The 15,603-nt window shown below is 37.1% G+C and carries 8 protein-coding genes; 6 read left to right on the forward strand and 2 right to left on the reverse strand.

Annotated elements, in window-relative coordinates; genetic code table 11:
• The first annotated feature begins 1 nt into the window (after position 1).
• The 3 genes from BUA72_RS13185 to BUA72_RS13195 are packed head-to-tail and all read left to right on the forward strand — an operon-like array spanning position 2 to position 7,142.
• Entirely contained in the window at positions 2–3,013 is a 3,012-nt protein-coding gene (locus tag BUA72_RS13185; protein ID WP_139259609.1) for an RHS repeat domain-containing protein, read from the forward strand.
• An 8-nt stretch (positions 3,014–3,021) separates the two neighbouring features.
• Positions 3,022–6,609 carry a DUF6443 domain-containing protein gene (locus BUA72_RS13190; protein ID WP_072923320.1) on the forward strand — a complete coding sequence of 1,196 codons (3,588 nt, stop codon included), beginning with the start codon at positions 3,022–3,024 and terminating at the stop codon, positions 6,607–6,609.
• 8 nt (positions 6,610–6,617) lie between these two features.
• Positions 6,618–7,142 (forward strand): toxin-antitoxin system YwqK family antitoxin, encoded by a 525-nt coding sequence (locus tag BUA72_RS13195; protein WP_139259610.1) that lies wholly within the window; start codon positions 6,618–6,620, stop codon positions 7,140–7,142.
• Positions 7,143–7,204: 62 nt separating this feature from the next.
• On the opposite strand, the gene BUA72_RS13200 is transcribed toward BUA72_RS13195, so the two are convergent.
• Entirely contained in the window at positions 7,205–7,657 is a 453-nt protein-coding gene (locus BUA72_RS13200) for an integrase core domain-containing protein (RefSeq protein ID WP_083544211.1), read from the reverse strand.
• 88 nt (positions 7,658–7,745) lie between these two features.
• Positions 7,746–8,039, reverse strand: a complete 294-nt coding sequence (locus BUA72_RS13205) for a helix-turn-helix domain-containing protein (protein WP_072923323.1) — start codon at positions 8,037–8,039, stop codon at positions 7,746–7,748.
• Positions 8,040–8,690: 651 nt separating this feature from the next.
• On the opposite strand from BUA72_RS13205, the gene BUA72_RS13210 reads away from it, so the two are divergent.
• From BUA72_RS13210 to BUA72_RS13220, 3 genes are read left to right on the forward strand one after another with little or no spacing between them, the layout of a single operon-like run.
• The gene (locus BUA72_RS13210) at positions 8,691–11,717 is read left to right on the forward strand and encodes a SusC/RagA family TonB-linked outer membrane protein (RefSeq protein WP_072923324.1); all 3,027 of its coding nucleotides are present in this window, start codon (positions 8,691–8,693) and stop codon (positions 11,715–11,717) included.
• 11 nt (positions 11,718–11,728) lie between these two features.
• On the forward strand, positions 11,729–13,120 hold the full coding sequence (locus BUA72_RS13215; RefSeq protein ID WP_072923325.1) for a RagB/SusD family nutrient uptake outer membrane protein: 1,392 nt from the start codon (positions 11,729–11,731) through the stop codon (positions 13,118–13,120).
• Positions 13,110–15,596 carry an alpha/beta hydrolase family protein gene (locus BUA72_RS13220; protein ID WP_072923326.1) on the forward strand — a complete coding sequence of 829 codons (2,487 nt, stop codon included), beginning with the start codon at positions 13,110–13,112 and terminating at the stop codon, positions 15,594–15,596. Before BUA72_RS13215 ends, BUA72_RS13220 begins: the two co-directional genes overlap by 11 nt.
• Positions 15,597–15,603 lie beyond the last annotated feature (7 nt).

The raw sequence follows: 15,603 nt of genomic DNA on the forward strand, positions 1-15,603 counted from the left end.
AATGCGAAAATTTATATTAACAATTATTTTTATATTTTTAATAATAAAAATTGAAGGACAGGCAATCACTTCACAAAATCAGATAGCTCAGGAATATTTTTCTACAAGCCCAAACGCTGCTTCATTAGGAACTTATGGTTTAATTCCTATAAACCTCTCGACTGGCAGTCCTAATATTGATATTAATCTTTTGAGGTTTTTAACAAAAAGAAAAGAGAATGTTATATCGTTGACATATAATTTAAATTCTGTTAAGCCCGAAATACCTGTTCAATGGACTGGTTTAGGGTGGAATCTAAATGTAGGAGGGGCAGTTACAAGGGAGGTAAATGGAAATATTGATGAAGCTAAAGGACCTGTACCCAATAACGGCTTTAATAAAAATAATTACGATTATTATTCAACATATGATAATGATAATTGGCATCAATTAATTGATAACAATAATGATGCACCAGATACTTTTTTATTTCAAGTAAATGGAATTAGTGGGAAATTTTATAAAAATCATAAAGGTAAATGGATTGTATCAGCAAATGAAGATGTAAGTCTTTCGATCACTGATGAGATAAAAAATAACTACTTTACATATGTCTATAATGGTTATACTTACCCTGATAAGGATAGATGCATTTACGGTTTTGAAATAAAAGATAAGTATGGAAATGTTTATATATTTGGTAAAAATGAAAATGCTCTGGAAGTATTTGATAGTTCATTAAACGATTCAAATAGTTTTTCAGAATTGGATCCAAAACTTATAACGAGTAAATTTGTTAAAAGCTGGTATTTGACTAAAATTAAGTACGCTGATGGAGCTACTATTAATTATGAATATGAACCAGATAGCAATACTACACTAATACAACATTTTAATGTTAACTATGGTTTTAGTCGGTGTGAGGGAATAAGTCCGAATTGTAAACCAAATACTTCTTATGAAAGGGTCAAATTAACATATTTGAAAAGGATAACATTTGACGAAGGTTCTATTGAATTTAATCGATCACTTGCAAATACATTAAAATATGTGATGAGTAATTCTTATGGTAATTATTTAAATAATTATAATAATACTTTACATTGGTTTAAATTGAATTCAATTGTTATGCTTGATAAAAGTAACACAATTGTTGATAAAGTTGAATTTGCTTATATAGAAAATAACAATGAAAGACTTAAACTAAATAGTATTAAAATAGGCAAAGACCCTCTTGCACAGAAAAAATATACTTTTACATATAATCCTCTTACTATTCCAGCACTCGTTTTTAATAAAACAAATGTAGATCATTGGGGCTTTTTTAATAATAAAAATGCAGATATACTATCAATATACTCTGGTTCATCTTCTATGAACAATTATTATAATCAGAGGGAACCTGATAGCATTGCTGTAAGAGCAGAAACACTTGAAAGAATCGATTATCCTACTGGTGGGCATAGTCTAATGGAATATGAGTCTAATTTATACTCAAAATATGTAAAAAGTGAGAATAACCAGCAGAGTATTGTAGACAACAATATTGATAAACTAGCTGGTGGATTAAGAGTTAGAAGAATAAAAACGTATGATTCAAATAACTCTTCACCAACTATAAAAAGATATTATTATGTTAGGGATTACTTTAATAATCAAAACATTTCAAGCGGCGTACTTTCTGGGATCCCCAATTATATACAAAATGATAATTTTGATTTAATAGCAGGATATACCATTACAAATCTGACATCATCCGCATATATTCCTCTTAGTGAAACAAAAGGATATCATATAGGCTACTCAAAAGTTTTTGAAAAAAATGAAAATGGCAGTATAACAGAATACTCTTATAGCAATTATGATAATGGTTATAATGATTTAACACCAAACTATCCATCAAAAAAATATAATTCAACAACAAATTATAGTCACAATGGCTCTTATATGAGTTCTAATTGGTTCAGCACCAATATAAATACGATGCGAAATTCTTTATCTAGCGAAAGAGGGCTATTACTCTCAAAAATAAATTATGATAATAATCATAATTTATTATCTGAGACTTCGATTCAGTATAATCAAAATCCGAATCGATTAACAGAAGGGATTAGAAATTTTAAACTTGATTATTTATATGCAATGGTAGGACCTCCACCAGTTATGAATGCTGGTTCTGTTGCATTAGTATACAAAAAATTTACACCGTATGTTATCTATTCCAATGCAGTACAAAAAATAGGAGAAAAAACAACCGATTATCAAAACGGAGCACCAGTGTTAAGCCAAATAGAATATTATTATAATAATTCTACAAATTATCAGCTAAGCAAACAAAAGACAACTTCTCCAGATGGTATAACAAATGAAATTAATTACAGTTATGCTCACGAAAAAGGTAACCAACTAATGGTAGACAGAAATATGATTGGCATTCCTTTAGAAAGTATTTTAGTACAAACAAATAATGGTATCACCAAGACTTTGTCAAAAACACAAACGATTTATCCAACAGTCTTACCAACCTCACAAACTGGAAACTTAGTATTACCATTATCCATAAAGTCTTATGACTTGCAAAATATAGCATTACCTTCTACAGACGTTACCTATGACAAATACGATTATAACGGAAATCTTCAACAATATACAACCAAAGAAGGGATTCCTGTAGCTATTATTTGGGGATATAATTATACCCAACCTATTGCTAAAGTACAAGGTGCAACTTACGATCAGATTTCAAGTTTAGTTTCAACTATAGTAACAGCATCTGAAAATGACGCTTCCAACTCTGCTAATGAACCTGATTTAATTACAGCATTGAGTAATTTTAGGAATAATTCCACTTTATCAAACTATCAAGTAACAACATATACTTATGACCCATTAATTGGTGTAACAAGTATAACTCCGCCATCAGGTATCAGAGAAATATATATTTATGATACTGCTAACAGGTTGAAAGAAATTAGAGAAGATAATAAGAATGGTAAAATATTAAAAGAATACAAATACAACTATAAAAACTAAACACAGACATGAAAAAAATAATCATCCCCATTGGTATGCTGGTGACTGCTCATTCAGCACAAGCTCAGCTTAGTCAGAGTGAAAACTATGTATATTCCAAGACTTATCTTGATTATAATAAGCTCGGGCAACCTACAAAAGTTTCCGAAACGGTTCAGTATATGGACGGTCTGGGAAGACTAAAACAAATTGTAAACGTAAAAGCATCTCCAAATGGAAAAGACGTGGTCACCCATATTGAATATGATAGCTTTGGAAGGCAGACCAAGGACTATTTACCAGTTCCCCAACCAGGAACTCTGAATGGAGGAATTGTTCCTCTATCACTGGCTAATGCTACCCAACCCGATATTTATGGCCAGGAAAAGATTTATTCAGAGAAAACACTAGAAAATTCTCCCCTTAATAGAATCCTAGAACAAAAGCAGGCAGGAAATGATTGGAGTAACAAACCTGTAAAATTTGGTTATGGTGCTGTTACTGTGCCGGACAGAGTAAGAAAATTTACTACTATTACCTCATGGGATGCTGGAGCGACCAAATCTGTTTTGGAAGAAAACTGGCTGTATACTGATGGACAACTATATAAGAATTCTGTCAAAGATGAAGACGGCAATGAAACCATCGAATTCAAAAATGGGCAGGGGCAGCTTATTCTAGCTAGAAAGGTAATCAATATAGATGAGTATGCAGATACATATTATGTCTATAATGAATTTAATCAGCTGGCATTTGTTATTCCACCATTAGCAAGCATTCGTGGTGATATTGTTCCTAACTTGTTAAAACAGGATGAATTATGTTATCAATACCACTATGACGGAAGAAACCGTTTGGTTGAGAAAAAACTCCCTGGCAAAGGTTGGGAATATATGGTATATGATAAACAGGACCGACTTGTTGCAAGCCAGGATACTGTTTTAAAAGGTAAAGGACAGTGGCTTTACACTAAATATGACCAGTTTGGTAGAGTAGCTATTACAGGAATAAGTACAGGAGGATTAAGGTCAGTAGAGCAGACTCAGGCTGATCTCCAGAATTCAAATAATGTAGGCAGGATCGGTACAGTGCTATTTAACAGACAAGGTATTGATGTCTATTATGACAATCCTGAAAATACTTATCCTAAATCTCCGACATGGGTAACATTATTGTCTTTAAACTATTATGATACCCTTCCTGGCTATAGTTTTAATCCAACAATTTCAGATGTATTGGGTGAGCAAATCCTTACAGCTAATCCTATTGATGGTAGGAGCACAAAAGGACTTCCCGTATTTAGTCTAGTGAAAAACATTGAAGATGATAACTGGACTAAAAACTATACCTATTACGATACTAAAGGTCGTATAATAGGAACCTACTCTATTAACCATCTGGGAGGCTACACAAAAACAGAATCTAAACTTGATTTTGCAGGTGTACCACAAACTGTTGTCACAAGGCATAAAAGATTAAATACAGATACAGAAAGAGTAATTACTGAAACCTTTACCTATGATCATCAAAACAGGCTATTGGTACATAAGCATCAGATAGATAATAATCCTGAGGAAATTCTTGCTCAAAATAAGTACAATGAACTTTCCCAGCTTGAAAACAAGAAAGTTGGAGGAATTAGCATTGGGTTACCACTTCAAAGCATAGATTACAAATACAATATAAGAGGATGGATGACTCAAATCAATGATCCTGTAAATCTAAGTGGAAAGCTATTTGGATATAAAATAAAGTATACCGATCCTATTTATTCTGATATCGCTTCTGGTAGATACAATGGAAATATTGCTGAAATAGATTGGAATGTGTCAACCGTTAATAATTTGAAAAGATATAACTATATCTATGATAAATTGAACAGATTAGCTGATGCTGAATATGCTGAACCTAGTGCAACAAATCCGCATAACAAAAATTTTGATGAGCGTCTTACCTATGATTTAAATGGGAATATTGCTTCTTTAAAGAGAAATGCTATTCCTGTTTCAGGTACGACATCTACAACAGTAGATAACTTAGTATATCAATACACAGGAAATAGATTGGATAAAGTTATTGAAAATGCTCTTAATGACACAGGATATGAAGGAGGAAACAATATTATAGATTATGACCTGAACGGAAATATGACTAATATGAAAGATAAGGGGATTCAAGATATTGTTTATAATTACCTAAATCTTCCTAATACTTTTATGATTACTCAGTCAGATCCATTTGGGCTTGGACAAACTTCAAATGTAAGTTTAACTTATCTATACAGTGCAGACGGAATAAAATTACGTAAAAACTATTATAAACAGGGCCGAAGAGGTTCATCAGCCACAACACATACTACAGATTATTTAGATGGTTTCCAGTATAACTATTTTGAAGGGGGAGGTATATGTCTGACTTGTAGAACTGAAACTGCTTTTGAAGAACAGGCATATGGTAATATAGGAAAAACATTTCCTGGAATTGACTTAACTCCACAATGGAAACTTGATTTTGTACCTACTGCTGAAGGGTTTTATAGTTTCACAGAAAACCGTTATATTTACCAATATAGAGATCATTTAGGAAATGCAAGGGTAAGTTTTGCCAAAAATAGCGAAGGTGTTCTAGAAGTTACTGATACAAATAATTACTATCCATTCGGATTAAACCATATTCAAGGAATGTTTGAGGGGGCAAATTTGGGAAGTTATTACAGTTATAAATACAATGGAAAAGAACTTCAGGAAACTGGGATGTATGATTACGGAGCAAGGTTCTATATGCCTGATTTAGGAAGATGGGGCGTTGCTGATCCATTGGCGGAGAAGATGACAAGATTTAGTCCTTACAATTATGCATTTAATAATCCGATTAGGTTTATTGATCCTGATGGGCGGGCGAGTGCAGATTGGATAAAAATGATAGACCCTCAAACCAATCAAACAACTTTGACGTACGATCCAAATGTGCAAACTATAAATCAAGCTTTAGATGCAGGATATCAGAATGTTTATGAAGTTGGAGCAACAGGTGAAATTTCAGATGGGAATGGGAATACTACCCATACATTAAATGCAAATGGCAGTGTTAGTGATATGTCTGGAAGTACACTTAATGGATCATTTGATATTGATGGTATTTCTGTAAATGCAGCATCTGGAAAATTCGATCTTACTAAATATTTGTCACATTTAGGAAATGAGGGTGGCGACTATTATTCTAATCTAGGCGGTTTAGGTTTAGGCTCAGGATATAATCCATTTTTCAGAGGTGACATAGATAAAATAGTAGATGTAGAGGGTTATTTTGGCGGCATGGTGAATAGTTTAAGCAGAGGAAGAGATTGGAAAGACATTATGGCTTATAGAGTGGATATAACTGCACTAGCTGATTTAGCCGTTTCAACATTTGGAGGAAAGAGTAAAGATGATACAATTGTAAATGTACAATTTAGAGTTGGTTATAAATACGATCCAAATTTAGGGTATGTAACTTCGAGAGATACTGCAGTCTCAATGCAAGTTCCTAAAATGCCTAATACCAATAAAAGATATGATTATTTGGGTAATAGTGATATCCGTAAAAAAGTAGATAGTATAGACAGAAAAGTTAAATAATTAATAAAATGAAAGTCATAAATACAATAGGCTTAGTATCTATCTCACTCTTTACTCTTTTTTCATGTAGAAAAAAAGATAGGGTGGAAAAAGAACAAACATATAGCTTCATTATCGAAAAAAAAATAAAAAATGACACTTTAGTAAGTTCTAGATCGATTAATCGAAAAACAAATACTCTAGAATATGATTTTGTTTATAATAAAAAAGGGACTATAATTAAAGCAACTGAATACTATAAAAACGGAAAAGTAAAAACAATTTCAACATTAGATAAGGAGCCATACTTCTATTTAGATATTGGATATTATCCAGATGGGAAACTTGAACATGAAGGAAGTATTAGCTATATAAAGCAAACAAAATATAGAATAGGTTGGTGGATATTCTATAATAAAAATGGAACTGTAAACTCTATGGTAGAATTTGATAATGATGGTAAAGGCAATGAATGGGTTATTCAAAAAAAAATAGTTGAAGCTCAAAAACAAAACTCTTCTGCTAAAACTGTTAGACTTTTCAATTCAAAATAACATATAATTTATAGTGACTAGTCCTGAAAATCCGATACATATTAAAGGACAAAAATAAACAATTAAACCAAAGCAAATTTCTTTTTGCTTTGGTTTTTGCTTTTATAGGTTTTCATCCTGATTTCTGATTGATTGTGCATTTGATTTGGAGTTAAATAATGGTTTGAAAAATGCGGTCTCATTTCATTATAAATTTTGATGGATTCGTCTACAATTTTTGTTCTTAACACAAAGCTGATATTATGCTTATCAATATCAAATTCATGCTTTAAAATTCCATTTACCCTCTCTGCAACAGCATTTTCATAAGGATCAGAATTTTGGGTCATGCTGCATTTTAGCTTATGTTTTTCCAGTACCTTCTGATAAACATTTGAATAATATTGTAAACCACGATCAGAATGATGAATTAATGATTTGTCTAGTCCTGAAATATCTATACACAAAAAAAACATTATTACATAATGTGAATTACGCCCAAATATTATCTTATAGATAAGTTTAGAGGATATCATATGATCATAATTAGATCATGTGTGACTTCTGTTAGTCGTAAATTTTTCAAATAAAATAAAATTTTAAAAGATTGAAAAAGCAATTACATCAAGATTTTCTCTTGTTTTTTGGTATAGCTATAAAAATATTATTATCTCTCATATACATATCAAAGTCAAATTTTATAGCGAAAAGTTTTGATGGCTCTATACCGGCAGCTAAAGATATCCTTATTAAAGTAGATAATTTAGGAATGTTTTCTTTGTTTATTAATCTATAGACTTGTTTTCTATCAACATTTGCCGCTGCAGCAAGATCAGCCGCATCAATTCCTTTTTGGTCAATGAAACTCTTAATGTAGTCAGCAATAGCAATAAAATATTTATCCTCAATGTATTTCATTGAATAAAAGTGACATATTTGTCAAAAATATCATTGACAAATATGTCACAGATTGAAAAAATATATTATATTTGTAACATAGGTTACAATAAATGTAACTTTGCGATACTTCAACGAATATTAGAAGCTATTGCTTAGAATCTCTAACTGAAAACTGGTAATTTTTAAACATACGAGACGATAAGCAGGAAGCTCACGACCTAGGCGTGGGCTCTCTTATCTGTATGTAAGGTATACCAGTACCTCAGTTAGGATATTGTAGAGTTCCATGCCGTTTTTATTTTCAATGCAGTCCGCTATCTCTACATCACTAAGCCGTTTCAACAAATACAGTATCATACGACACGATACAATAGGAGGGTACAATCTATTGCGGCTTTACAGCTTTCACGGGAACACAAATTTCATTCATATTTCAATTGATGGGCTTAGGGCAGGAGGTGATGCCGTGTGCTTAGACTTCCTCCCAAGCCTTCATCAATCAGAGATCAAGAACTCAATAAAAAAATAGATTTTTAAGAAACAGAAAGTGTAAAGTATAGTAACCATAGAAGAAGAAAGAGAAAAGCCCTTTCCGCACCAGAGTTTATTCGAATCTACGCTGTGCAGGAAAGAGCCTAAGTGCTTAATTAAATTAAACTTTTCAAAAGTATGAAAAAAAACTTTTGCAGCCTAGGCCATATTCAGTTGGCTTTTGGCTTCACATTGCTGGTGTCTTGCATAGCAATAGGACAGGTGCGCGAGATTACGGGCACAGTCATAGAGAATAATCTACCTGTTAAAGGAGTTTCGGTATTTCAGGAGGGTAGTGATGCAGTAGCGTTGACCGGGGCTTCAGGTAAATATGTGGTGGAGGTTTTGGGAGAAAATCCGGTGCTTATTTTCCGTCATCCGGAGTATGGGGAGCGGAGGGTTTCTGTTGGAGTAGGGACGGTTCTTAATGTTTCTTTGTCTTCAGCTGAGAAAACAACAGCGACCAGTGTTGGGGAAGTGGTCCTTAATGCGGGCTACTATAAGGTGAAAGACAGGGAGAGGACCGGGAGTATTGCTAAGGTTTCGGCCAAGGATATTGCCAATCAGCCGGTAGGGAATGTTCTATCCGCAGTGCAGGGGAGAATGGCCGGGGTCAGCATTACGCAGGGAGGAGGAATACCCGGAGGAGGATTTGATATTCAGATTCGGGGAAGGAATAGTTTGCGTACCACGGCCAATAGTGAAATAGACGGCAATCAGCCTCTGTATGTGATTGATGGGGTTCCTGTAGGTGGAGATATGAAGTCGGAGTTTTCCACCCTAGTGATTCCGCTTCGGAGTATTAATCCTTTGAACTCTATTAACCCCAATGATATAGAAAGCATTGAGATCTTAAAAGATGCGGATGCTACGGCCATTTATGGCTCCAGAGGGGCTAATGGGGTGATACTGGTGACCACCAAAAGTGGGAAGTCCGGAAAGACGGAATTGAGCCTGAATACCAATTATGGACTCAGCAGGGCCATGATCGGGCTTAAGATGATGGATACCGGGCAGTATCTGGGAATGCGGGCGCAGGCCTATGCGAATGACGGCTTTACGTCATATCCTGCTAATGCCTATGATATCAATGGGAAATGGTCCCGGAATCGGTATACCAACTGGCCTGAGAAACTCATTGGGAATGTCGCTGCCTCTTCCTCGGTACAGCTCTCGCTTAAGGGAGGAAGTGAAACCACTAGCTTTTTACTGAGCCTGGGGCGTAATGAGCAGGCGACTGTTTTTGCGAAGGATTTTACCTATATCAGCCATACCATATCCGGTAATATATCCCACCGATCGAAGGATAAGAAATTACAGCTCACGCTTTCCAATCAGTTCTCGCTTCAGAAAAGTAATGTACTTAATGAAGATAGTACCCAGAAGTCGCTGCTCTTGGCTCCTAATGCTCCGGAACTCTATAAACCGGATGGAAGTCTGAACTGGGAGAATAATACTTTTACCAATCCTCTGGCGGTATACAACAGTACATATACCAATGAAAGCCTTCAGTTTCTGAGCAACCTTAACGCTCAGTTTGAATTGCTTCCCCATACTTTGGTGAAGCTTAACGGGGGGATCAATTATAAAGCTTTTGAGGAGTGGTCTCTGAGGCCCAATACAATTTATAATCCTGCCTTTGTGACGGGGCAGTCAAGCTTTTATTCCAGTGCTTCTAAGAGCAATAACAACCGGTTTTCCTATATCGTGGAACCGCAGTTGGAATGGAGTTTTAAAAGGACAGGACATGAGCTGACCGCACTTTTGGGAACCAGTATACAGGTGGAGCAGAATTCAAGGGAGTCGATGCGCGGAAGTGGTTTTGAGAGCAATGCATTTTTGCACAATATCGGAGCGGCCCAGACCAAAACAATTGCGGATCAGGTAACGACAGAGTACCGATATGCCGCCCTGTTCGGAAGGCTGAATTATCAGTATAAAAATAGATATATAGTTAATCTTACCGGAAGACGTGACGGAAGCAGCCGCTTTGGGGAAAACAGGAAGCTGGCCTCATTTGGCGCTGTAGGGGCAGCGTGGCTTTTTTCTCAGGAAAGTTTTCTTAACAGCAGATCATGGCTGAGCTTTGGGAAACTGAGAGGAAGCTATGGGATTACTGGAAGTGATAATATAGGGGACTACCAGTATCTGGATAATTATTTAGTCTCTGAATATATCTATAATTCGGTAACAGGGCTGGTGCCTTCGAGGCTCTACAATCCGGATTACAGCTGGGAGAAGACCAGAAAGCTGGAAACAGCCCTGGAGATGGGATTCTTTAAAGACCGGGTGAATATCAACGCGTCATGGTACCGGAATATAAGCTCCAATCAGCTGGTAGGCTATCAGCTTCCTTCCATGACAGGGTTTACCTCAGTGCTTTCCAATATGGATGCTGTGGTGGAAAATAAAGGCTGGGAAGTGGAGCTTAGCGCAAGGCCTCTTTCAGGACAGTCTGTGAAGTGGATTTCAGGTTTTAATATCAGTTTTCCAAAGAATAAGCTTTTGTCTTTTCCGGGTCTTGAAGGATCACCGTATGAGAATAAACTGGTGATAGGGATGCCCGTTTCGGTGGTAAGGCTTTTTGAGCTGGAAGGAATAGATCCCCAGACAGGACTCTACCGGTTTAAGGATTTTAACGGAGATGGGAAGATCACGGCTCCTGAAGATAATAAAGTGACGAAAAATATTGGGGTGCGTTACTTTGGAGGCTGGAGCAATACGCTTCAGTACCGGGAATGGGATCTTTCCGTGCTGTTTCAGTTTGTGAAGCAGAGGAATCTCAATTATAACAGTTCCATGCCACTGCCGGGAGGAATGTTTAATCAACCTGTAGAAGTTCTGGACGTATGGTCACCTGATAATCCTTCGGGATACTATATGCCGTATAGTACCGGTACGGTGGGAGATCAGAATACGGCTCAGGATAATTTCAGGAACAGTACGGCAAGTGTTTCCGATGCATCATTTATCCGTCTTAAAAATATCCAGCTGACTTATACGCTACCGCTACAGAGTAGGGTGGTGAAGAATGTTAAAATATATTTTCAGGGTCAGAATCTCCTGACATGGACTAAATACTTCGGGATGGATCCTGAATTTACAGCAGGAGGATTTTTACCGCCTTTAAGAACCTATTCTTTTGGAACACAGATTAATTTTTAAAACCAGAAATCATGAAATTATTTAAAGCGATTAATATAAAAAAGATTGTTGCTGTATGCGCAGTACTGCATGTACTGGTAGGATGCGAAAATCTGCTGGAAGTTGATACCCCTTCCGACCAGCTGGATACCGGGCTGGTTTTCGAGAGTGTTCAGACGGCCAATGCTGCTTTGGCAGGACTTTATGCTAACCTATGGGATAATTCACCTCTGTCAGGAGGAACGCAGGGAAGTGGGGTGCTACTGGGAAGTTATACGGATGATCTGGTCTGCTATTATGCTTCGGGGGAGAGCAGTGGAGCGCTCGATCTTTATAACAACCTTCAGATCGCCTCCAATTCTGCGGTATATATGTACTGGTCTTCAGCCTATAAAGAGGTGTATATGGCCAATGCTATTATGGAAGGGGCGGAGAACTCAAAATCACTACCGCAGTCTGAAAAAAGCAGGATAAAAGGGGAGGCTCTGCTGATAAGATCCCTTCTTTTTTTCTACCTACAGCAGGTTTTTGGAAATATTCCAATGCCACTCACAACGGATTATAAGGTTAATCAGTCTTTATCCAAAACCTCTGCTGCCGAGGTGATACTGAGATTGGAATCCGACTTTAAGGAGTCTGCAGATCTTTTGTCTGACCAGTACCGAAGTGCTGAAAGAATTTTTCCTAACCGTAAAGTCTCACAGCTGATGCTGGCCAAAGTATACATGCTCCAGGGAAAGTGGAATGAGGCGGAGGGCGCTTTAAAAACCATTGCATCCAGCCCTCTGTATACTTTTGAACAGGACATCACTAAAGTTTTTCAAAAATCAGGTACCCATATCCTCTGGCAGCTTAAACCTAAAAATAATAATGATCCTACCAGCGAGGTACAGACCTATTATTTTTCTGATTCTGCACCTAACCTATATGCCTTAAACAATGATCTGGTAAGCTCTTTTTTACCAGGTGATAAGCGAAGACAGAACTGGATCATACCCGTAACGGTCAATCAGAATACCTGGTATCGCGCCGATAAATATAAGAACCGCGCTGCAAATCCTACGGAGTATTCTGTTGTGTTTAGGATGGAGGAAGTTTATCTCAACCTGGCTGAAGCTCTGGTCAGGCAGAATAAACTCTCTGAGGCACTTCCCTATATCAATTACACCAGACTTCGTGCGGGGCTTTCTGCCTTAGCGGGTATGCCTTCCCAGCAGGCGGTATTGGATGAGATCGTTTCTGAGAATCGCAGAGAATTCTTCTGTGAAATGGGACACCGCTTTTTGGATCTTAAAAGATTCGGGCGTCTTGCTTCGCTCAGTCCGGTAAAACCCAATTGGAAAGAATATCACCGTGTGTGGCCGGTTCCGCAGAAGGAACTGCTTATGAATTCTAATCTTAAACCTCAGAATAATGGCTATTAAGAGCATAAGGAAACGCTGTCTTTTTGTGCTGGTTTTGGGAGTGGTAGGGCTGTTTTCGGGGCAGCAGGGAACAGAGAAAGATACTTTGGATCAGTGGGTGTCTAAATTTTATGAAACAGACGGTCTTTCCCTATCTCCGGATGGAAGATGGGTAGCACTGAAGAAAAGATATACCGATCAGGACAGCATCCTTATTTTTGATACGAAGAATAAAAAAGAAAATCAGCATATGGCTGCTAAAGCTTCTATGATTGAGCTGTATGATGATAACTATTCAATGCTTACCGGGCAGGGGCAGGCATCCTGGTGGAATCTTATGTCAGAGAAAAAGATCAGTTACGACGATGTGAAACAGAGCGGGATGTGGTCTCCTGATGGATATTGTATTTTAAACCGATCTGGGCAATTACGGATCATGGATGCTGAAGGGAAGATCTTAGCTCAATATGCTGGTGTGGAATATTATATTACCGACGGGAAAGGAAATCTTATGGTACAGGCAAAAACCCAAACGGGCCATGAAATCCTGAAATTCCAGAACCCCGGTTTTAGAAAATTGCTGGATCTGGATGATTTTGAGCGCATGGAGTTGACGGATTCACATCGGTATTTGGCCATTTACAGACAATCGTCAGGGAAAGATTTTCGTAATCTCATGCTGATGGATATAGGAAGCGGAACTTGGTCTTATCCACTAGGAAAAGAGGGTACTCTGGCAGATTACCTGACCTTAAAGGAAATAGGTAAGGGGGATTCATTCTTAATTGAGGCGGTCAGGAATGTGCCGTACCCTGAAAATGAAGTTGAAATCTGGTATGGCAATGACCGGGATCTTGAAAGCAGAGAGTTTGGAAGAAAACCTTTTCGCAGATACTGGAGATGGAAACCTGGCCTTGACGAAGCAATCCCTTTTAGCACCCTGGAAAATGAAACAATAAGCTCTATTGGGAGTGATCGTTATTTTGTGGTCTTTCGCGGAGATGAATTGCAGGATTATGTACATCATAATGCTGATTTGAATATGTCCCTGTATGATACTTTAACAGGAAAAAAAATAAGTATAGGTAGAGTTGGGCCCAGATTGGTGAGTTCAAAAGACGGAAGTCTGATCCTAGTCATGGACAGCCTTGGCGTTTGGCAGCTACTTGATGTAAAAACATGGGAAAAGCAGGAGATTCAGAGCAAAGGATTGAAAAAACCTTATTTCAGTCAGGATTCAAAAACCATCTATTTTGAAAGTGATTCAGGGGTATGGCTGTACTTTGTGGAATCGGGGAAGGTGGAAAGTCTTAGTACAGCCAGAGGAAAAAAGGTGCAGATCATTGGAGGTGAGCAAAAGTCATTGTGCACAGGATATAATTTTTATCAGAGCTCGGTAAATGATAAAAAAGGCTTAGTCCTAAAAATTGAGGATGGGGAGAATGGAGTAGTTTCCTATGAGTTTCTTAAGAATGGAAAAAGCAAATTAATGTATTTATCCTCCAATAATCTGAAATCAATAGTGTTTAGCAGGGACTTGACGAGAATGGCTGTTTTGGAAGAAAACTTTAACAGGCCTCCCGGACTCTGGATGATAGAATCTACCAAACATGAAAAGAAACTTTTATTCGAGAGTGAATCATCGGATTGGAAAGCGGGATTACTCAGGCAACAGATTATTTCATATACAACTTCTTCAGGAACACCGTTAAAGGGGATTTTATATTACCCTGCCAATTTTAATTCCTTACAGGAATATTCTGTTATTGTTCATATTTATCAGAAGCAGTCTGATCAGGCTAAAAATTATCTACTGCCAAGATATGATGAGATAGGTTTTAATATCAGGACCTTAGTGGAAAGGGGATATTTTGTCTATCTTCCGGATGTGGTGACTGAAAACGATTCTCCGGGAACCTCCGGTCTGGATGCAGTGGAGCGCTCTTTGGATGCTTTAAAGAAATATCCCTTGAAGCTTAAAAGATTTGGGCTCATAGGACACTCGTTTGGCAGTTACTTAACAAATTTTATTGCCACTCATTCTAACCGTTTTTCAGCCTATATTTCCGGTTCTGGAGTAAGTGATCTGGTCAGTTCTTATTTTTCATATAACAGAAATTATTCCAGTCCTCATTATTGGCAGTTAGAAACCGGACAGTATGAAATGAAGAGTTCCTTTTTTGAGGATAATGAATTGTACATGAGGAACAATCCCATCCTGAATACAGATAGGGTAGGTGCTCCCATCTTATTGTGGACTGGCCTCAAGGATCAGAACGTGGTGCCAGAACAGACTATGGAATTTTATATAGCCCTTAAAAGAAGTAATAAACAGGTAGTAGCATTATTGTACCGTAATGGGGGACATGATTTGGGAATCGGGACCAGGGAGAATAGAGATTTAAATCGGAGAATGATTGATTGGTGGGACTATTTTTTAAAAGATAAATCAGATATTGGATGGATAGATAAACAAATGAAAAAGGATGCTCAGTAGCATCCTC

Source organism: Chryseobacterium sp. OV279 (genome assembly GCF_900128945.1).
Classification (GTDB): Bacteria; Bacteroidota; Bacteroidia; order Flavobacteriales; family Weeksellaceae; genus Chryseobacterium.